This is a genomic window from Pseudomonas sp. FSL W5-0299, from assembly GCF_005930655.1.
GTDB lineage: Bacteria > Pseudomonadota > Gammaproteobacteria > Pseudomonadales > Pseudomonadaceae > Aquipseudomonas > Aquipseudomonas mandelii.
This window is the reverse complement of sequence record NZ_RXHX01000042.1, coordinates 1-18,337: the sequence shown is the minus strand read 5'-3', so window position 1 is coordinate 18,337 and position 18,337 is coordinate 1. Positions and strand designations below refer to the sequence as shown.

At 59.9% G+C, this 18,337-nt stretch carries 19 protein-coding genes; 14 read left to right on the top strand and 5 right to left on the bottom strand.

Annotation, left to right across the window (positions count from 1 at the left end; genetic code table 11):
* Nucleotides 1–79: 79 nt before the first annotated feature.
* A complete protein-coding gene (locus FHL16_RS29625; RefSeq protein WP_010459523.1) occupies nucleotides 80–868 on the bottom strand; it encodes a DeoR/GlpR family DNA-binding transcription regulator in 789 nt (262 codons plus the stop codon).
* Between the two features lie 113 nt (nucleotides 869–981).
* On the opposite strand from FHL16_RS29625, the gene FHL16_RS29620 reads away from it, so the two are divergent.
* Nucleotides 982–1,863, top strand: a complete 882-nt coding sequence (locus FHL16_RS29620) for a serine hydrolase domain-containing protein (protein WP_077750128.1) — start codon at nucleotides 982–984, stop codon at nucleotides 1,861–1,863.
* Between the two features lie 276 nt (nucleotides 1,864–2,139).
* On the opposite strand, the gene FHL16_RS29615 is transcribed toward FHL16_RS29620, so the two are convergent.
* Entirely contained in the window at nucleotides 2,140–2,808 is a 669-nt protein-coding gene (locus tag FHL16_RS29615) for an ATPase (RefSeq protein WP_077750127.1), read from the bottom strand.
* A gap of 331 nt (nucleotides 2,809–3,139) precedes the next feature.
* Between FHL16_RS29615 and FHL16_RS29610 the strand changes: the two genes are divergently transcribed.
* The 4 genes from FHL16_RS29610 to FHL16_RS29595 all read left to right on the top strand — a co-directional run bounded on the left by FHL16_RS29610 (nucleotide 3,140) and on the right by FHL16_RS29595 (nucleotide 6,851).
* On the top strand, nucleotides 3,140–4,816 hold the full coding sequence (locus tag FHL16_RS29610; protein ID WP_077750126.1) for an MFS transporter: 1,677 nt from the start codon (nucleotides 3,140–3,142) through the stop codon (nucleotides 4,814–4,816).
* A gap of 173 nt (nucleotides 4,817–4,989) precedes the next feature.
* Nucleotides 4,990–5,415 carry a hypothetical protein gene (locus FHL16_RS29605; RefSeq protein WP_077750125.1) on the top strand — a complete coding sequence of 142 codons (426 nt, stop codon included), beginning with the start codon at nucleotides 4,990–4,992 and terminating at the stop codon, nucleotides 5,413–5,415.
* 189 nt (nucleotides 5,416–5,604) lie between these two features.
* A complete protein-coding gene (locus FHL16_RS29600) occupies nucleotides 5,605–5,853 on the top strand; it encodes a hypothetical protein (RefSeq protein WP_010459515.1) in 249 nt (82 codons plus the stop codon).
* A gap of 254 nt (nucleotides 5,854–6,107) precedes the next feature.
* Nucleotides 6,108–6,851 (top strand): hypothetical protein, encoded by a 744-nt coding sequence (locus FHL16_RS29595; protein ID WP_077750124.1) that lies wholly within the window; start codon nucleotides 6,108–6,110, stop codon nucleotides 6,849–6,851.
* 39 nt (nucleotides 6,852–6,890) lie between these two features.
* Here the strand turns inward: FHL16_RS29595 and FHL16_RS29590 are convergent, their stop codons facing one another.
* Both FHL16_RS29590 and FHL16_RS29585 read right to left on the bottom strand, forming a co-directional pair.
* Nucleotides 6,891–7,697 carry a hypothetical protein gene (locus FHL16_RS29590; RefSeq protein WP_077750123.1) on the bottom strand — a complete coding sequence of 269 codons (807 nt, stop codon included), beginning with the start codon at nucleotides 7,695–7,697 and terminating at the stop codon, nucleotides 6,891–6,893.
* Between the two features lie 191 nt (nucleotides 7,698–7,888).
* A complete protein-coding gene (locus FHL16_RS29585; protein ID WP_010459510.1) occupies nucleotides 7,889–8,089 on the bottom strand; it encodes a YbdD/YjiX family protein in 201 nt (66 codons plus the stop codon).
* A 330-nt stretch (nucleotides 8,090–8,419) separates the two neighbouring features.
* On the opposite strand from FHL16_RS29585, the gene FHL16_RS29580 reads away from it, so the two are divergent.
* Entirely contained in the window at nucleotides 8,420–9,025 is a 606-nt protein-coding gene (locus FHL16_RS29580; RefSeq protein ID WP_010459508.1) for an SCO family protein, read from the top strand.
* Nucleotides 9,025–9,513 carry a copper chaperone PCu(A)C gene (locus FHL16_RS29575; protein ID WP_010459506.1) on the top strand — a complete coding sequence of 163 codons (489 nt, stop codon included), beginning with the start codon at nucleotides 9,025–9,027 and terminating at the stop codon, nucleotides 9,511–9,513. Before FHL16_RS29580 ends, FHL16_RS29575 begins: the two co-directional genes overlap by 1 nt.
* 29 nt (nucleotides 9,514–9,542) lie before the next feature.
* Here the strand turns inward: FHL16_RS29575 and FHL16_RS29570 are convergent, their stop codons facing one another.
* Nucleotides 9,543–10,526 (bottom strand): GlxA family transcriptional regulator, encoded by a 984-nt coding sequence (locus FHL16_RS29570; RefSeq protein ID WP_077750153.1) that lies wholly within the window; start codon nucleotides 10,524–10,526, stop codon nucleotides 9,543–9,545.
* A gap of 269 nt (nucleotides 10,527–10,795) precedes the next feature.
* Between FHL16_RS29570 and FHL16_RS29565 the strand changes: the two genes are divergently transcribed.
* The 7 genes from FHL16_RS29565 (at nucleotide 10,796) to FHL16_RS29535 (ending at nucleotide 17,841) form a co-directional block, all read left to right on the top strand.
* Nucleotides 10,796–12,106: a flavin-containing monooxygenase gene (locus FHL16_RS29565; protein ID WP_077750122.1), complete on the top strand. Its 1,311-nt coding sequence runs from the start codon at nucleotides 10,796–10,798 to the stop codon at nucleotides 12,104–12,106.
* A gap of 24 nt (nucleotides 12,107–12,130) precedes the next feature.
* Nucleotides 12,131–12,547, top strand: a complete 417-nt coding sequence (locus FHL16_RS29560) for a RidA family protein (protein WP_010459500.1) — start codon at nucleotides 12,131–12,133, stop codon at nucleotides 12,545–12,547.
* A 167-nt stretch (nucleotides 12,548–12,714) separates the two neighbouring features.
* Entirely contained in the window at nucleotides 12,715–13,392 is a 678-nt protein-coding gene (locus FHL16_RS29555) for a DUF1028 domain-containing protein (protein ID WP_010459498.1), read from the top strand.
* Nucleotides 13,389–14,540, top strand: coding sequence for an acetylornithine deacetylase (argE, locus tag FHL16_RS29550; RefSeq protein ID WP_077750121.1), 1,152 nt, complete (start codon nucleotides 13,389–13,391; stop codon nucleotides 14,538–14,540). The genes FHL16_RS29555 and argE overlap by 4 nt, the downstream gene beginning before the upstream one ends.
* A gap of 286 nt (nucleotides 14,541–14,826) precedes the next feature.
* The gene (locus FHL16_RS29545) at nucleotides 14,827–16,242 is read left to right on the top strand and encodes a purine-cytosine permease family protein (protein WP_010459493.1); all 1,416 of its coding nucleotides are present in this window, start codon (nucleotides 14,827–14,829) and stop codon (nucleotides 16,240–16,242) included.
* A 175-nt stretch (nucleotides 16,243–16,417) separates the two neighbouring features.
* Nucleotides 16,418–16,636 carry a PLD nuclease N-terminal domain-containing protein gene (locus FHL16_RS29540; protein ID WP_010459492.1) on the top strand — a complete coding sequence of 73 codons (219 nt, stop codon included), beginning with the start codon at nucleotides 16,418–16,420 and terminating at the stop codon, nucleotides 16,634–16,636.
* 188 nt (nucleotides 16,637–16,824) lie between these two features.
* Nucleotides 16,825–17,841 carry an AbrB family transcriptional regulator gene (locus FHL16_RS29535; RefSeq protein WP_077750120.1) on the top strand — a complete coding sequence of 339 codons (1,017 nt, stop codon included), beginning with the start codon at nucleotides 16,825–16,827 and terminating at the stop codon, nucleotides 17,839–17,841.
* Nucleotides 17,842–18,337 lie beyond the last annotated feature (496 nt).

The following is an 18,337-nucleotide window of genomic DNA, read 5'->3' as shown; positions in this document are numbered from 1 at the left end:
AGCTTCATGAACATCAATTTTGCGTTTGCGTGCTTGATCGTGGTGTCGTTTGCGATTGCCCTGGGGCATGGCTGATCGCTCAGGCGTGCGCTTGCACCACTTCGATTCCCAGCTTGCGATAGTCGTCGATGTCGCCTGACGCCACGTGACGCTCGGTAATCAGGGTGTGCAAACGTGAGCACGGCACGACGATGTACGGTTCCACCGCACCCAATTTGTCCGCCGTGGTGACGGCGATCACTTGAGAGGCACTGTCAAACAGCGCCTGCTTCACTGGCACCTCATCAAAATGCAGCGAGCTGATGCCGACCTCCGGATGAATCGCACAAACCCCGGTAAACAGCACGTCAGCCTTGATGCCTTGCAACAAGCGCACGGTCTCGTGACCGCTGACCGACATCGTCGCCAGGTTAAGTTGCCCACCCGCCAGAATCACCTTGATGCCTGGGTATTCCGCGAGGGTAATCGCGGTTAACGGCGATGTGGTGATGGCCGTGATGGAAATAGTCGAAGGCAAGGACCGGGCGATCTGCAGCGTGGTACTCCCCGAATCGAACATCACGATCTGACCATCCCGGACGTGTCGCGCGGCAAGTTGCGCGAGGTGCACTTTCACCTCGTCGGTTTCACCTACCCGAGTGAGGAAATCCTTGCCCGTATCCTTGGGCCGAGGCAGCGCGCCACCGTGCACGCGTTGCACCAGGCCGGCGCTGTGCAGCTCCGACAGGTCGCGGCGAATGGTGTCTTCCGAAACGGCGAAATGCTGGCTCAATTCCGAGGCCATGACCTTGCCGTCGCGCTCAAGGATCAGGAGGATTTTTTGCCGGCGCACGGAAGGAAGCTCGGTGGCCGAATGCTGATCTTGCATGTTTATGCCTGAGTTTGCGTGTTTGTGCGAGATTAGCCAAACCGTTGCGTAAACACAATCGCGGTTTTGTTTTCTGGCAAACTCCCCGGCGTCTCCCCCAGAGCAGTCAGCCCATGCCCTTAGCCCTTGTCTCAAACGGTTCGCTCCTCACGCCTGAGCAGCCCGACGTAACCGTGCCCTGGTGGAGTTTCACCAAGACGGTTCTCGCCGCCGCAGCGTTGTCGCTGGTGCGTGATGGATTGATCGGTCTGGATGAGGGAGTGCCTGAAGGCCCGTTCACGTTGCGTCAACTGCTGCGGCATGAAGCCGGATTGGCGGATTACAGTGAACTCGCCGATTACCACACCGCCGTCGCGCGCCATGAGACACCGTGGTCAGCCGCTGAAATGCTGCAGCGTCTTGATGCGACCAGGTTACGTTATGCACCCGGAGACGGCTGGCGATACTCGAACGTCGGCTACTTGTTCATCGCCAGGCTCATTGCGCGCGTCACCGGGCTGAGACTTGAAGAAGCGCTGACGCAACGCGTGTTTGCCCCGCTCGGTTTATCGCGCATCCGCCTCGCCACGACCCGCGCCGATCTGGCGTACGTCAACATGGGAGCGGCTTCGACTTATGACCCGGGCTGGGTTTATCACGGTTTGCTGGTCGGCCCGCTTGTTGAAGCGGCCCTGTGTCTGGATCGTCTATTGGACGGGCATCTGTTGCCGCAATCACTGCTGCGGGAGATGCAAACGGTACGCACGCTGGGCGGACCGATCGCTGGGCGTCCCTGGGTTGCTCCGGGATACGGCCTCGGTCTGATGCAGGGCATGGTGGAAAGTGGCCTGACCTTGAGTGGTCACACGGGAGTCGGACCGGGCAGCATCATTGCGGTTTACCGCTGCATTGATGGAAACAGCACGGCGAGTTGCGCGGTTTTTGATGAAAGCGGCAACGAAGGGGCTGTGGAGGCCGAGGTCGTGCGCCACCTGATATGCGCGGCACTTGAATAAACCTGAAAATCACCTGACCGCCCATCCTCAAAAAAGGAGCGTTGAGACCTCGATGCGTCGAACTCACCAATATCCTGTGGCGAGAGAGCTTCCTCCCGCTGGGGTGCGGAGCGGCCCCAAAATCCGCAACCCGGATCATTCAGATAAACCGCGTGCACTGGATTTACGACGGCTGCGCAGCCGAACGGGAGCAAGCTCCCTCGCCACAGGTACAGAAGCGGTCACACCTCAATGTGTGGAATTCACAAGTAAGTTATTGATCACGTTGAATGTGCATCAGTAACTGGCGACTTGCGCCCCATTACCAGACATCACCAACGCCTTCAACGACGCATCAAACTGCTTCAACGCATTCACCTGCACCACATTTTGCTGGTCAATCTGCGCGGCAATCTCCGGGGCAGCTTTGCCATGCACCCACACCGAAGGCATCTGCTGCTCACGTGAGCCTTCAGCCTTGCCGATGTATTGCAGGTTCGAGTCGTAGAACTTGGCGAGGAATCGCGCTTCGACCTGGTTGTTGCGCTTGGACACCAGACGGTTGTAGGTGTCGAGCATCACCACCACATCGGGATGGGCTTGCACCAGGGCGTCGAGATTGTCGTAGACGGTCACCGAAGCAAATTGTTTTTGCAGCGACCCCATCAGCCAGTTGATCGCCCGCTTCGGATCGGAGCTGTTGACGAAGGCGCTGCTGATGCGCGAATCCAGCGCCGGGTTCTTCGCCCCATTCAGCGCGACCGAATGGTACTGCTCAAGGTATTCGATCGTGTTGAGGGTGTTTTCGCTGTAGAGCACGCCCACCGATTGAGTGTGCTGCAAGCTCGCCGGGCTGTCGCCCATCGGCAGGAAATGGCAGGACGGGTCGGCCGCGTAGGCCGGCACGGTGGCGGCAACACTGCCGGTCAATACGGCGACAAGGGCCAGCAAGGTAGAGATTCTCATCGCGCAGGTTCCTTCAGAGGCGACTTTGGTATGACGCTATCCTCCTCTCATGACAAAAAAACAGAACTTGCATTCCTTGATGGTGATTATTGATTAAACGAATGGTTGCGTACCGAGGCGTCAGGCGTGACTCCGTGGGGTGAGAAGTGACGTCGAGTGGATATCTGCGTGAAGCCGATTATGCTTCAAGAACCTTGCAGCGATGCGAGGCGGTCAACCTGTGTGCATGCTTCGTGCAATCCGTAATCCGACGACATCAGCCCAAGGGCCTGGGTGCGGCAAAGAGGTAACAAGGTACTCCGGCCTATAACAAGAACGACGGAGAAGACTCATGGCCGCAATCGACAACACCTCCACGGGCAGCGCGCCCCAACGCGGTATAACCAAGGAGGAGCGCAAGGTCATCTTTGCCTCGTCACTGGGCACCGTGTTCGAGTGGTACGACTTCTACCTTTACGGCTCCCTGGCCGCGATCATCGCCAAGCATTTCTTTGCCGGGGTCAATGAGACAACGTCCTTCATCTTCGCGCTGCTCGCGTTCGCTGCGGGTTTCGCGGTGCGTCCCTTCGGCGCCATCGTGTTCGGGCGCCTGGGTGACATGATCGGGCGCAAGCACACGTTCCTCATCACCATTGTGATCATGGGTGTCTCCACCGCCGTCGTCGGTTTTCTGCCCGGCTACGCGACCATTGGCGTGGCGGCGCCGATCATCCTGATCACCTTGCGCCTGTTGCAAGGCCTGGCGCTGGGCGGTGAGTACGGTGGCGCGGCGACCTACGTCGCGGAGCATGCGCCGAAAGGCAAACGCGGTTATTTCACCTCATGGATTCAAACCACCGCGACCCTGGGCCTGTTCCTTTCGCTGCTGGTGATCCTTGCTTGCCGGACGATCCTGGGCAACGAAGCTTTCGAGGCCTGGGGCTGGCGGATTCCGTTCCTGCTGTCGATCCTGCTGCTGATTGTGTCGGTGTACATCCGCTTGCAGCTCAGCGAATCACCGGTATTCGTGAAAATGAAGGCAGAGGGCAAGTCTTCCAAGGCGCCGCTGACCGAATCCTTCGCCCGCTGGGATAACCTGAAAATCGTGATCATGGCCCTGCTCGGCGGTACGGCCGGCCAAGCCGTCGTCTGGTACACCGGGCAGTTTTACGCGCTGTTCTTCCTGCTGCAGACACTGAAGATCGAGCCGCAGACCGCCAACCTGCTGATTGCTGGCTCGCTGCTGATCGGCACGCCGTTCTTCGTCATTTTCGGCAGCCTGTCCGATCGCATCGGCCGCAAGGGCATCATCATGGCCGGCTGCATTCTCGCGGCGCTGACCTACTTCCCGATCTTTAACGCGTTGACCCAATACGGTAACCCCGACGTGTTCGTCGCGCAGGAGAAGAACCCGGTCACGGTGATCGCCGATCCCGACCAGTGCTCATTCCAGTTCGACCCGGTGGGCAAGGCCAAATTCACCAGTTCCTGCGACCTCGCCAAGACCGTGCTGGCGAAACGGGCCATTCCCTACAAGAACGAAAAGGCTGAACCGGGCACGGTCGCGCAGGTGCGCATCGGCGACAAAGTGCTTCAGAGTTTCGAGGGCACCGGTATGCCGGCCGCCGACTTCAAGGCCAAGAACGACGCGTTCACCGCCACTCTCGGCACCGCCCTCAAAGAAGCCGGTTACCCCGAGAAAGCCGACCCGGCCAAGACCAACTACCCGATGGTGCTGTTGCTTCTGACCATCCTCGTGATCTACGTGACCATGGTCTACGGCCCGATTGCCGCCTGGCTGGTGGAACTGTTCCCGGCGCGCATCCGCTACACCTCGATGTCGCTGCCCTACCACATCGGCAACGGCTGGTTCGGCGGCTTCCTGCCGACGGTGGCGTTCGCCATGGTCGCGGCCACGGGTGATATCTACTACGGCCTCTGGTACCCGATTGTCATCGCCTTGATGACCGCCGTCCTGGGCATATTCTTCATGCCGGAAACCAAGGATCGGGAGATTCATCACACATAAAAACGGACACCTGCCCTCTCGTGAGCGAGAGGGCAGCCCTTTTAACTGCGCGCTGATGGATTAAATGCCGTCGCGGCTCAAAAACGAATTGAACCCCACGCCTCATCGTGTTTTCGAAACTCCATAAGCGCCGATCTTTGATCACGAGCAGCGCCATTGGAGAGGAATTCCCGATGAACCGTAGACTGCTGTTTCTGCTCGCCAGCCTGAGCCCCACGCTGGTATTCGCTGAAGGCTGTGACGTCCTGACCCGATCCCAAAGCCCATCCGTTCCGGTGGTCGAGTCCCATAGTTGCTATGAGTACGAAGGCATGCCGGTAAATGCCATCGATTGGTCATGCAGCAACGAGAGCAAGGACATGCTCACCAGCACCAAGAAAAAAGTCGACCAGTGCGACGACCATTATCAGGCCTCCTGCATCGCGACCCTGACCCAGGAATCCCTGGCCAACCCTCACTCCACCAGCAAGGACAAGAACAGCAAGTCGCTGAACATCCCCGACAACGCCCAGGTCACCACGTATTACTACGGTGCGGAACACTTGGCCCAATCGAAGACTGATTGCGAATCGGGCGGTGGACACTGGAAAGCGAAATGATGCCACTGGCTGATACGTCGCCGTTACATCGCGCGATTCGCTGTATCCGCGGTGTTACCTTACCGACCGTGTTGTCACTTCTGCGGTGCCCGGCGGGCCAATAGAGTATTGGCTTCGGTGTGTTGGCCGGGTCGAGAACGTCTTGACCCGACTGTCCGCCGATCCCCCCATCACGGAAGAGGTGACACCATGAGTTTCGTAACCGTTGAAAAAAACCAGAGCAGCGCCCCGTCGGAAGCCGATATGAAAAAGGCCATGACTGAATCTGGCGGCAAACCCGGGGAAGTCACCGGGACCAACGCGGCCCGGAAGCTGACTTACACCGGCACGGTCAATCACACCGTATATGAGAACAAGCTGATCGAGATTGCCAAGGGCAAACGAACCAGCTGGAACTTCGTCTGGGCCGACGCGAAGGTGAGTAGCCCGACGGCATGAAGCTACGGTGGGGCGGTCGCACGGCCGCTCCGCTGTTTCAACTCACAGATTCCCTTGATACAACCCGGTTACGCAGGCTGTTACCTTGCTGGTTTAACCGCCCTCCCCGCTGTAACGCCAAGACACTTCGCCGCCCTGAATCCTGCGCCTACTGTGAAGCCGTCAATGTGTTTAGAGGGTGCTGCCCGATCACTTGTCGGATTCGCTGCCCGCTGCCCATTGATTGCCCAACACAACCAAGGAAGAGGAAAGCCATGAGTAAGTCGAGCGCTGTAAGCAAGCAAGCTCTGCAACTTCACAATGATGTGCAAGAGGCCCTCAAGTCGTTCCAGAGCATTGCCCCCACGGCTCTGAAAACGTCGGACTACTGCAAGGTGTTGACGTCAACCCTGGCAGCCACGCAAAAGTCCGTCACGATCGAGATCGCAGCCGATGACCTGACCCTTCTCAAGCAGTCAGGCTACAAGCTGTGCTTCGCCAAGAAAGTCGGCAACGAAGCCTATAACGTTGTCTGGCAGTCCTATGACAAGTACCTGAGCAACAACGGCTTCAGCTGGACCCCGCAATACCAACTGTTCGGGTCCAATACTTTTCAGGCTGACGTGACGGTGAAGGTGTCGACCAACATCGTCACGATCGGCCTGGGGCAACAATCGATACTTAGCCCGGAAGGCTTGCTGGGCCAGGCGGTAACCGGCGGCCCAGACATATCCATTACCCTGGATAACGAATACGGCCCGATCCACCCCGGCATCAACCAGTTGTCAGTCGGCATCGACGGCACGCAGGTCAGCACGCCGATCTACGTCGCCACCAAGCAGGTGGTCACCGGCAATATCGTTTTGACCCCTGTCGAGGCCATTCTCGTGTGGTTCGAACAGAACGTGCAGACCAGCACCATGTTCAGCACGTCGCGGTCCAAGGCCATCGAAATCGACCTGACTGTCGTTAACGATGCAACCCGTCGCTACGAAGACGGTGCATGGAAAACCGTGTAATCGTCGCACCGGGGGCAACCTCGCGGTTGCCCCTTCCTCTCAAGAAACATCACCGCTTCCCCGGGCGAAATAGCCCGTCAACGACCGACAGATGGACTCCGCCAGATCTTCCTGGGTCGCGATGCCGTAAGGTTGATTGCGATCGAACTGCTCGGACCAGCGGATCCGCCCCTGTGCGACATCAATCAGGCGCACCGATGCCCGGACTCGGCTCGGTTCCACCCGCACGCTGCCCTCAAGGGAATAGTTACCGCGCCCGGCACGCACAACGTCCAGTGCCTTGACACTGGAGCGTGACACTTTCATCAGCACGTGGTTGCCATGGCTTTGCGTCTGCTCGAACGACTCGAAAAGCCGGCAGCTCAATTCTTCAGACAAGCCCTTGGTGAAGTCATCGCCGTCACGGGTGATGCAGGTAAACGGCTGAATCTGCAAAACAGGATGACGCATCGAGATGGTTTTGGGTCTGATCCGCTGGTAAGCCAGCCGATAACAACCGGCCGGAATGCTCAGGCGTACCGGGTCTTGCTGCCCGAGGGTGGCGTAATGGATCGCGAGTTTGCGCCGCAACCGGCCCACCTGCACGCGCACCACCGGATCGTCTCCGGTGCAGTAAACAGCCGGGTCACGGCGAAACACGGCGATGCCGATGGCATGCTCGGTGAGTGGGATAGTGGAAAACTGAAGATCGTGATCGACCAGGAAACGCAGCAAACTGCCCATGCGCCTGGACTTGGCAAACACCGGACTGGCCAGCAACAGCGCCAGCACCCGCTCTATCTCTTCGTGATCGAGTGGCTCGGGAACGCCCTCGGCACTTGAATGGCCTACGTGCTTGATTACCATTGCCTGCCTCCGTGCAGGTTACCGACAATCGCTCGCCACCCCTGTAGAAGTGGATATTGATACTGAAGTCGTACTCCATGGCCACGCTCAACGCCCGATCCCGTAAAGGCTCGGACGCTGCAACGTCGAAGCTTAGCAGTGGTTACGCAATGGCGAAGATATTGTGCTGATCACGGCGTTTGCCCGGGTAATCAGCAGCAACGCGTGGTGCATTGCTTGCCGCCGTAGCGGGCTTCCTGACGCTCGCGAAGAAACGCCGAATGGCTCATCACCGGTTCTTCGGGGTGTTTGAGCGCCATCTGGGCGACATAGTTGTCGTAATCAGGGACGCCGACCATCAAACGCGCGCTCTGGCTGAGGAAGCGGGCGGCTTGCTGCAGTTTACGGATCATGGCAACGCTCTCATTGTGAGGGGGGACAAGGCCATGAAAGCGCACTTTTGTATCTGGAATGTGTCGACGCTCGACCGGACGTAAATCAGTACCTGTAGGAGCCAGGCTTGCCGGCGAAGGCGCTCTCAAGTACGCCTTCGCCGGCAAGCCTGGCTCCTACAGGTTCCGGCTCTGATCCGTAGTCTTGTGCCGCTTCTGCCCCTGTACCAAAACCACCCCTCGTCCAACAATGAGCGAAACACGGCCACAGTTTGTTAATATCCACGCGCTTTTTTCGTCTGACTCATCAGGCGCTACAGATTTCCCGTCGCAACACAGGAATGCTTTTCCATGAGTACGTTGTTTACCCGCCGCACGGTCCTGCGCGGTATGGGCTTGTTGAGTCTTGGCCTGCTCGCCGGCTGCGATGACAGCTCCAGGCTGTCGTTCAAGTACGGCAAGGACCTCAGCGACAAGATCATGGGGCGTACCTTCAAGCTCAAAGACGCCCAGGGCGAAACGAAGATGCTCACCAGTTATCGCGGCCTGATGCCGATGGTGTTCTTCGGTTTCACCCAATGCCCGGCGGTCTGCCCCACGACCCTGGCCCGTGCGGCACAGGCCAAGAAACTGATGGGCCGAGACGGCGAGAAGCTGCAGGTGATCTTCATCACCCTCGACCCGGAACGCGACACGCCGCAAATGCTCGACGCCTACGTCAAGACGTTCGACCCGAGCTTCGAGGCGCTGCACGGCACGCTGGAAGAAACCGCCGCCACCGCCAAGGAGTTCGGCGTGTTCTTCGAAAAGATCCCGAGCGGTTCGACCTACACCCTTTCCCACACCGCGACCAGCTACGTCTTCGACTCCCGGGGCAACTTGCGCCTGGGGCTGTCCGCGTCCCTTACGGCTCAAGAGTGCGCAGAAGACCTGCTCACCGTCATGGAAGTCTGCTGATGAATTCGATCCACGCCAACACCGCTTTCTCGCGACGCGTCAAACAACTGGTCCTGGGGTGCGCCCTGATCGGCATGGCCTGGCAGGTATCGGCGCAAACCAGAGTGGACGATGCCTGGGTCCGCGCGACCGTTGCCGGCCAGCCATCGACCGGCGCCTTCATGACCCTGCAAGCCGACAGCGACAGCAAGCTGCTCAGCGTGCAATCGCCTGTCGCCAAAACCGTACAGATTCACCAATCCAGCATGAAAGATGATGTGATGAGCATGCGTCAGGTCGAGTCTGTCGAGCTGCCGGCCGGCAAGCCGGTGAGCTTTGATCCCCACGGCTATCACGTGATGCTGATGGACCTGACGGCGCAGGTGAAGGAAGGCGATAAAGTCCCGCTGATCCTGACCGTGGAAAACGCCAAGGGCGAGAAAGAGACGATTAAGGTGGAAGCCGAGGCCCGGGCACTCGGCATGGCTGATCACAGCAAGATGCATTAACGGTCGGGGTTTCTCGGGGCGAGCGGCTCTTATTTGACGAGTCGCTTCTCCTTGGAAGGCCGGTAGCCGAAATACGAGCTGTAGCACTTGCTGAAATGGCTCGGCGACACAAAGCCACACGCCACCAGCACGTCCACCTGGGACAGCTCCGTATGCTGGAGCAGCCGCCGCGCTTCGGTAATTCGCAGTTCCATGTAATACCGTTGCGGTGTCGTGCCCAGTTGCTCCTTGAACAACCGTTCGAGCTGTCGACGAGAACGACCCGCGTAAACCGCCAATTGCTCCAACTCCAACGGCTCTTCGAGGTTGGCGTCCATCAGCTTCACCACCTCGCGCAATGGCGCGCTCACACAGACATTTTCCGTAGGCTTGATGCGCCGGTAGCGCGACTCCTCGAACGCCAGGATGTCCTCGATCCCCTCGACAAGCGCTTTGCCGTAAAGGCCTTTGATCCAGTCCAGCGCCATGTGGAAAGCCCCGGACGGGCTCGAAGCCGTCAGCCGGTCTCGATCAATGATGTAGGGCTCGCTGCTGACCTGCGTGGCCTTGCAGAAATCCGCCAGCGCCGGGCGATGCTCCGGGTGAATCGCGCAACGGTAACCGTCCAGCAGACCGGCCTTCCCCAAAAACCATGCACCATTCCACAGCCCGGCCAGGCTGACGCCCTGGTCCGACGCCGTGCGCAACAGACTGATCAAGCCTTCGCTGGCCTTGAGTTCTGTCCGGTAGCCACCGCAGATCACCAGCAGGTCCAGCGCTTTGACCGCTGCGCAATCGATACGGGCATCGGGCCGAATGACCAGGCCCAGATCGCTGACGACTTCGCCATCGTTCAAACCAAAGGTGCGAGAAGAGAACGAGTCGGGTCGTAGTAGATTGGCCGTGACCACCGTATCCAGCGCCTGGGTAAACGCCGGCAGCGAGAAATGTTCGAGCAGCAGAAAGCCTGCGCGGACCGTTTGCCGGGTCCCATCAGGGTGTTCATTGAGATAGCGAAGGTTTTTGCCCTTCATGCCTCCGCTGAATTGGCGTCGTTCGATCAATGCTCGATCCACTCCATTACATTACCCAACCGGTTGTATGGTGCGCTGATAAAGCGCCATGTTAACCCGTGGAGCCTCTTCGGCGTATCCACCCGAGCGCCAGACGGCGCTCTGCCTCAGTTATTTATACTCAAATGCCAGCTTAATAATATTTTACCGATACCAGGGTCATCCCTAGTCTTGAGCCCAAGAAATGGCGGGTCGTTCGCGACCTCACTCCAACTTCGAAGGGTATTGAGATGACCACCGAAAAAATAAAAACAGATACGCTGATTGTTGGCGCCGGTCAGGCTGGCGTGGCCATGAGTGAACACTTGAGCAAACTCGGGGTGCCGCACCTGGTGCTGGAGCGCAGCCGCATTGCCGAGCGTTGGCGCACCGGGCGATGGGATTCGCTGGTGGCCAATGGTCCGGCGTGGCATGACCGGTTCCCGGGTCTTGATTTCGACGACCTCAGCCCCGACGAATTTGCCCCGAAAGAACGCGTCGCCGATTACTTCGAAGCCTACGCCAGGAAATTCAACGCGCCGATCCGCACCGGCGTCGACGTGCTGAAAGTCGAGCGCAATGTCGGTCGCCCGGGCTTCACCATTGAAACCTCTGAAGGCGTGATCGAGGCCAACCGCGTGGTGGCCGCCACCGGGCCTTTCCAGCGGCCGGTCATTCCGCCGATTGCGCCGAAAGATCAGCCTTTCATGCAGATCCACTCGGCCGACTACCGCAACCCGGCGCAACTGCCTGAAGGCGCGGTGCTGGTGGTCGGCGCGGGTTCGTCCGGCGTGCAGATTGCCGATGAATTGCAGCGTGCGGGGAAGAAGGTTTACCTCTCCGTCGGCGCCCACGACCGCCCTCCTCGCGCTTACCGCAACCGTGATTTCTGCTGGTGGCTGGGTGTGCTGGGCGAGTGGGATCAGGCGGCGATGAAACCGGGACGGGAGCACGTGACCATCGCGGTCAGCGGTGCCCATGGCGGGCGCACGGTGGACTTCCGTGGACTCGCCCATCGCGGCATGACGCTCGTGGGGCTGACTCAATCGTTCAACGGTAGCGTAGCGACGTTCCAGCCGAATCTGGCGGACAACCTGGCGCGTGGCGATGAGAACTACCTGGCGCTGCTAAATGCCGCCGACGCTTATATCGAACGCAACGGCCTGGACCTGCCGGAAGAACCTGAAGCCCGCCACGTGTTCCCGGATCCCGAATGCGTGACCCACCCGATTCTTGAACTCGACCTGACCAGGGCCGGCGTGACTTCGATCATCTGGGCCACCGGTTTTGCCACGGATTACAGCTGGCTCAAGGTCGATGCCTTCGACGACAACGGCAAGCCCCAGCATCAGCGCGGCGTGTCGAGCGAGGCTGGCGTGTATTTCCTTGGCCTGCCGTGGCAGTCCCGTCGCGGCTCGTCGTTCATCTGGGGTGTCTGGCATGACGCCAAGTACGTGGCAGATCACATCGCCATCCAGCGCTCTTACCTCGACTACCACGATGCGGCGCAACGCGAGGCTGAACAGGCCCCGGCCGCCCTCAAAACCACAGTCAGTGCCTAAGCCTTTTTCTGTCAGGAGCTAAAAATGTCCACGCCAACCCATACCCGTATTCGCATGTTCAACACCAAGGAAACCTACCCGAACCAGAGCCTGGACAATGACCTGTGCCAGGCGGTCCGGGCAGGCAATACCGTTTATGTTCGCGGCCAGGTCGGGACGGATTTCGAGGGCCGGCTGGTGGGTCTGGGTGACCCGCGTGCGCAGGCCGAGCAGGCCATGCGCAACGTCAAACAGTTGCTGGAAGAGGCTGGCAGCGACCTCACCCACATTGTGAAAACCACGACTTATCTGATTGACCCGCGGTATCGCGAGCCGGTGTATCAGGAAGTGGGCAAGTGGCTCAAAGGCGTGTTTCCGATTTCGACCGGGCTGGTGGTGTCGGCGCTGGGGCAGCCGCAGTGGCTGATGGAGATTGATGTGATTGCGGTGATTCCTGAGTAAGTCGTTAGACCGAGTCGCGGCCTTCGCGAGCAGGCTCGCTCCCACAGGAAAGTCTTCAGTGGCCGCGGATTTGTGTACGACACAGATCCAACTGTGGGAGCGAGCCTGCTCGCGAAGAGGCCCGCCCAGACACCACCTTCTCCAAGGCAAACCAAGGAGCTAAACCCATGACTTTCTCCATCGCCGCCCGATGCCCCGAAACCGGCCAGTTCGGCATTGCGATCAGTTCCTCCAGCATCGCCGTCGGCGCCCGTTGCCCCTGGCTGTTGCCGGGTGTCGGCGCTGTCTCCACACAAAACATCACCTTGCCGTCGTTAGGCCCGGAAGTGCTCGCGCTGATGGAACAAGGCCTGGCGCCGGCCGAGGCGCTGGACAAAGTCCTGACCCGCAACGGTTACAGCCAATACCGTCAGATTACCGCCATCGACCACCTCGGCCAGACCGCGCATTTCAGCGGCGCGCAAACCCTGGGCAACCACAACGCCGTGTCCGGTGAACAATGCGTCGCCGCCGGCAACATGCTTGCCGACCGTTCGGTCATCGAGGCCATGGTCCAAGCGTTCGAACACGGCGAAGGACAACTCGCCGACCGCTTGCTCGCTGCCATGAAAGCGGCCATCGCCGCCGGTGGCGAAGCCGGGCCGGTGCATTCGGCGGCGATGGTGGTGGTCGGCGAACTGACCTGGCCGATCATCAACCTGCGGGTCGATTGGGCGGACGAAAATCCCATCGGCCAGCTGGAAAAACTCTGGGACGCTTATCGCCCGCAAGTTCAGGACTACATCGACCGCGCCCTCGCCCCCGACAAGTCCCCCGGCTACGGCGTCGCCGGAGACGACCGATGAGCAGCAGCCGTGATTTGCTGGAAACCCTAGTGGCGTTCGACACCACCAGCCGCGAATCCAACCTGCACCTGATCGAGTTCATCCGCGACTACCTCGAGGGTTTCGATGTGCCTTGCGAGCTGATCTACAACGAGCAACGCAGCAAGGCCAATCTGTTCGCGACCATTGGCCCGGCGGATCGGCCGGGCATCGTGCTGTCGGGGCACACCGACGTGGTGCCCGTCGACGGCCAGCCGTGGACTGTTGCGCCGTTTGAACTCACCGAGCGCGACGGCAAACTGTTCGGGCGCGGCACGGCGGACATGAAAGGCTACATCGCTTGTGTTCTCGCCCTCGTTCCGTCGCTGGTGAACGCCCGGTTGCGGCTGCCGGTGCACATCGCGCTTTCATACGATGAAGAGGTCGGCTGCCTCGGCGTGCGTTCGTTGCTGGCGGAGTTGGAACAGCGACCGGTCAAACCGATGCTGTGCATTATCGGCGAGCCGACCGAACTCAAGCCGGTGCTCGGGCATAAAGGCAAACTGGCGATGCGCTGCGATGTCCACGGTGAAGCGTGCCACTCCGCCTACGCGCCGCTGGGGGTCAATGCCATCGAATACGCCGCCGAACTGATCGGTGAGCTGGGGCGGATCGGCAACCGACTCAAAGCCCCCGAGCATCACGATGCGCGGTTCGATCCGCCGTTCAGCACCGTGCAAACCGGGGTGATTTGCGGTGGCAAGGCCTTGAACATCGTCCCCGCCGATTGCCGCTTCGACTTCGAAATCCGCGCGTTGCCCTCGTATGATCCGAGTGAAGTTGCACAGGCGTTGAAGGCCTTTGCCGAGCAACAGGTGTTGCCGCGCATGCGTGCCGTGAGTGAACAGAGCGAGATTCGATTCAGCCAGTTGTCGGCGTATCCGGGATTGGCGACTGATGCACACAGCGAAGCGGCCGAGTTGATCGCCAGTTTCTGTGGCTCCCGAGCGTTCGGCACCGTGGCCTTCGGCACCGAGGGCGGCCTGTTCGATGCCGCCGGCATTCCCACCGTCGTCTGCGGCCCCGGCAGCATGGACCAGGGCCATAAACCCGACGAATTCGTCAGCCTCGAACAACTCACTGCCTGCGACGCCATGTTGCAACGGATGCTGCTATCGATCACTGAATAACAAAGATTCCGAACACCCAAAAAACCCCTGTGGGAGCTAGCCTGCCAGCGATAGCGATCTGACAGCCAAATCAATGTTGACTGTCAAATCGCTATCGCTGGCGGGCTAGCTCCCACAGGGTTTTGCGGTGACCAAACGACCTACTTTTTTTAACGTCTATACCCACAATCTTACTAATTTATCTATCCGCCCCCACCGCACATCATCACTCCAACAAGAAAAGCGTCGCCCCAGTGCGGCGCTCACCGAAGTACGTCCACGTACTCAAATTGCCTTGGAGTCCGTCATGGTTACCACCGCAACAACCGCCGCCCCGCTCATCGAAAAACACACCATCGGTTACGTGCCGCCCGAAGATCGCCACGGCAAGACCCGTGACCTGTTCACCCTCTGGTTCGGCGGCAACATCGCCCCGCTGCCCATCGTCACCGGCGCCCTCGGCGTGCAGATGTTCCACCTCAACCTGGTGTGGGGCATCGTCGCCATCCTCGTTGGCCACCTGGTCGGCGGCGTGCTGATGGCGCTGCACTCGGCGCAAGGCCCGCAGATGGGCATTCCGCAAATGATCCAGAGCCGCGCCCAGTTCGGCTCCCTCGGCGCCCTGCTGGTGGTGCTGATCGCCGGCATCATGTACATCGGCTTCTTCGCTTCCAACATCGTTCTTGCCGGCAAATCCCTGCACGGCGTGGTGGACAGCGTGCCGGTGCCGGTCGGCATCGTCATCGGCGCCCTCGGTTCCGGCATCATCGGCATCATCGGCTACCGGTTCATCCACGTACTCAACCGCATCGGCACCTGGGTGCTGGGCGCCGGCATCGTGCTTGGTTTCGGCTACATCTTCACCCACGTGCAGACCGCCGATTTCCTCACCCGTGGCAGCTTCAACATCTCCGGCTGGCTGGCCACCGTCTCCCTCGCCGCGCTCTGGCAAATCGCCTTCGCCCCCTACGTCTCCGACTACTCGCGCTACCTGCCGGCGAGCGTGCCGGTGGCTGCTACGTTCTGGACCACGTACCTGGGCACCGTTCTCGGCTCCAGCCTCTCGTTCATCTTCGGCGCCGTCGCCGTCCTCGCCACGCCCGTAGGCATGGACACCATGGACGCGGTCAAACTCGCCACCGGCTCCATCGGCCCGTTGATGCTCGTGCTGTTCCTGCTCAGCGTCATCAGCCACAACGCCCTCAACCTCTACGGCGCCGTGCTGTCGGTCATCACCCTGGTGCAGACCTTCGCCTACCGCTGGATCCCGACCGCCAAAAGCCGCGCCGTCCTCTCCCTCATCATCCTCGCCGCGTGCTGCTTCGCCGCCGTCGGCGCCTCCGCCAACTTCATCGGTCACTTCGTCGATATGGTACTGGTGCTGCTCGTGGTGCTGGTGCCGTGGACCGCGATCAACCTGATCGATTTCTACGCGATTCACAAAGGTCAGTACGACATCGATTCGATCTTCAAGGTCGATGGCGGGATCTATGGACGCTACAACCCGCAGGCGTTGCTGGCGTATGCAATCGGGATCGCGGTGCAGATTCCGTTCATGAACACGCCGCTGTACGTTGGGCCCATCTCCGAACACATCAACGGCGCTGACCTGTCCTGGCTGGTCGGCCTGCTCATCACCTCACCGCTCTACTACTGGCTGGCCAACCGCGACAGCGCCTACAAACGCCGCCTCTCCACCGGAAAACTCGCCAACTCGATCTAATGAACCCCCGCAATCCCTGCAGGAGCGAGCCTGCTCGCGATGAGGCCCTGACAGTCAAAACAGATTTGACTGACAGATCACCCTCGCGAGCAACCCAGCGCAAGCCTCCACCAAAATTTAATGAACCCTGCCCACCACGACTCACCTAACAGAAGGACTATCTGGAGGGTGACTCATGCAAATCGAAACAATCTGGATCGTGCTGACAGCCGTTCTGTTGCTGGTCGAGCTATGGGCAATCAACCGAGTGCGCAAAGCCGAAGGCAAATCGACCAACAAACTCTTGTGGATCGTGGTGATCGTGTTTGTGCCGCTGATTGGGGTGGTGGCGTGGGCATTGGCTGGACCGAAACACACCGACCACAACCCGCATTCACCCCAGGCCCGGCAATGAAGTCGGGAGGGTTCGCGATAACCCGCTTCTGATCGACAGGGGCGAGCCACGGACGGCCGCTCGCCATACCCGGTAACTCACACTGACAACACTGAGACGCACGTACTTGACGCCTCACGCCATTAAGTGGGAAAACGTGCACGGCCCAAATGGAAGCGTTGGCGCACTTCAAAAATCAAGGAAGACTCATGAAAACCCTGGTGTGTTTGCTGATCGCCACCGGCGTCGGCACCGTGTTGCAATACGCCGGTATCCCCCACGGCCTGTTGTTGGGCTCGATACTCGCGAGCGCGTTGATCGCCAGCAATCTGCGATTTTCCCCCACCCTGCCCTTCGGCCTTGGCTATGTGCAAATCGTGCTGGGGATTGCGACCGGCCTGATGTTTACCTCGTGGGACAACCACACCGTGGCGGCCATGTTGCCCAGCCTCGGCTTCATGCTGCTGTGCCTGATGGTCCAGAGTTCCGTGGCCGGTTTCTGGTTGTTCAGAGTCTCGGGCTGGAACCTCAAGGACTCGCTGTTATCCGTGTACCCCGGCGCACTCGCCGCCGTCTTCGACTTGATCGAGTCTGAACGCGCGTCCAGCAAAGTGATCGTCGTGCACTTGGTCCGCCTGTTGTCGATCACCTTGCTGGTCAGTTTTTGCATTCCCGGGCATGTCGACGTGGCGCTGGCCCAGAGCAGCCCGCTGGACGCGAGTACGGCGCTGACCCTGCTGTCCCTGATCGCCTTGTGCCTGCTGCTCGGCCGCGTGCTGCTGAGCGTCGGCGTGCCAGCGCCGTTCATGCTCACCGCTATCGTGCTCACCGCCGCCTGCATCAAGCTGGGCTACCTCCAGACATTCCACCTGCCGCAGTGGAGCGTCGACTCCGCCTCCGTGCTGATCGGCGTGCTGATTGGCTCGAAATTCAAGGACATCACCTTCGCCGAGCTGGTCCGCCATGGCCGCGCCGGGCTGCTCGCCGTCGGCCTCATGTTGCTGATCGCCGCCGCGTTTGCCGGTGTAGCCGGGCAGTTGCTGGGCAGCGATCCGCTGTCGTTGTGGCTGGCGTACATGCCGGGGGCCATTGAAACCATTGCCATCGTCGCGTTCAGTGGCGGGCTGAATGTGGTGTTTATCCTGACGCATCATTTGGTGCGAATGATCGTGCTGCACTTTGCCCCGGCGCTGATCGTGCAGGCGCGGCGCTGGCGGGCGGAGTGATTGCCGAACACAAATCGCAAACACCTCCCGATGTGGAGGCGTTTTGCTTTGTGCTGCCGGGAGGACGGGACTAAACGGGAGAGATCGTGGCCAGGGCACCAATCAAAATGGTTAACACCAGAAATCCACCGAGGAAAATTGCCATCTTGCCCATGGGGCCTCCTACATTATGAGTTTACGGTGCAGTGACTGCGCGACTGCGGACCGTGCTGTCATTGTGAGCGTGAGGGTGGGTGCATGACAGAGGCAGATGGCGAAGGAAAATGCGGATCAGATGCTGGACGTGTAGCCGCTGCCGAGCAGCGCGAGGCCTGTGGGAACGAGCCTGCTCGCGATAGCGGATTTACATTCAACAGAAATGTTGGCTGACCCACCGCCATCGCGAGCAGGCTCACTCCTACAGGGAGCAGCGGCGATAACAATACCTGTGGGACGACCCCATCCAATGTGGGAGCGAGCCTGCTCGCGATAGCGGATTTACATTCAACAGAAATGT

Bases quoted from the DNA above. Each gene is read 5' to 3' on its own strand.
- FHL16_RS29625 (WP_010459523.1), bottom strand. From the start codon at position 868: ATGCAAGATCAGCATTCGGCCACCGAGCTTCCTTCCGTGCGCCGGCAA.
- FHL16_RS29620 (WP_077750128.1), top strand. From the start codon at position 982: ATGCCCTTAGCCCTTGTCTCAAACGGTTCGCTCCTCACGCCTGAGCAG.
- FHL16_RS29615 (WP_077750127.1), bottom strand. From the start codon at position 2,808: ATGAGAATCTCTACCTTGCTGGCCCTTGTCGCCGTATTGACCGGCAGT.
- FHL16_RS29610 (WP_077750126.1), top strand. From the start codon at position 3,140: ATGGCCGCAATCGACAACACCTCCACGGGCAGCGCGCCCCAACGCGGT.
- FHL16_RS29605 (WP_077750125.1), top strand. From the start codon at position 4,990: ATGAACCGTAGACTGCTGTTTCTGCTCGCCAGCCTGAGCCCCACGCTG.
- FHL16_RS29600 (WP_010459515.1), top strand. From the start codon at position 5,605: ATGAGTTTCGTAACCGTTGAAAAAAACCAGAGCAGCGCCCCGTCGGAA.
- FHL16_RS29595 (WP_077750124.1), top strand. From the start codon at position 6,108: ATGAGTAAGTCGAGCGCTGTAAGCAAGCAAGCTCTGCAACTTCACAAT.
- FHL16_RS29590 (WP_077750123.1), bottom strand. From the start codon at position 7,697: ATGGTAATCAAGCACGTAGGCCATTCAAGTGCCGAGGGCGTTCCCGAG.
- FHL16_RS29585 (WP_010459510.1), bottom strand. From the start codon at position 8,089: ATGATCCGTAAACTGCAGCAAGCCGCCCGCTTCCTCAGCCAGAGCGCG.
- FHL16_RS29580 (WP_010459508.1), top strand. From the start codon at position 8,420: ATGAGTACGTTGTTTACCCGCCGCACGGTCCTGCGCGGTATGGGCTTG.
- FHL16_RS29575 (WP_010459506.1), top strand. From the start codon at position 9,025: ATGAATTCGATCCACGCCAACACCGCTTTCTCGCGACGCGTCAAACAA.
- FHL16_RS29570 (WP_077750153.1), bottom strand. From the start codon at position 10,526: ATGAAGGGCAAAAACCTTCGCTATCTCAATGAACACCCTGATGGGACC.
- FHL16_RS29565 (WP_077750122.1), top strand. From the start codon at position 10,796: ATGACCACCGAAAAAATAAAAACAGATACGCTGATTGTTGGCGCCGGT.
- FHL16_RS29560 (WP_010459500.1), top strand. From the start codon at position 12,131: ATGTCCACGCCAACCCATACCCGTATTCGCATGTTCAACACCAAGGAA.
- FHL16_RS29555 (WP_010459498.1), top strand. From the start codon at position 12,715: ATGACTTTCTCCATCGCCGCCCGATGCCCCGAAACCGGCCAGTTCGGC.
- argE (WP_077750121.1), top strand. From the start codon at position 13,389: ATGAGCAGCAGCCGTGATTTGCTGGAAACCCTAGTGGCGTTCGACACC.
- FHL16_RS29545 (WP_010459493.1), top strand. From the start codon at position 14,827: ATGGTTACCACCGCAACAACCGCCGCCCCGCTCATCGAAAAACACACC.
- FHL16_RS29540 (WP_010459492.1), top strand. From the start codon at position 16,418: ATGCAAATCGAAACAATCTGGATCGTGCTGACAGCCGTTCTGTTGCTG.
- FHL16_RS29535 (WP_077750120.1), top strand. From the start codon at position 16,825: ATGAAAACCCTGGTGTGTTTGCTGATCGCCACCGGCGTCGGCACCGTG.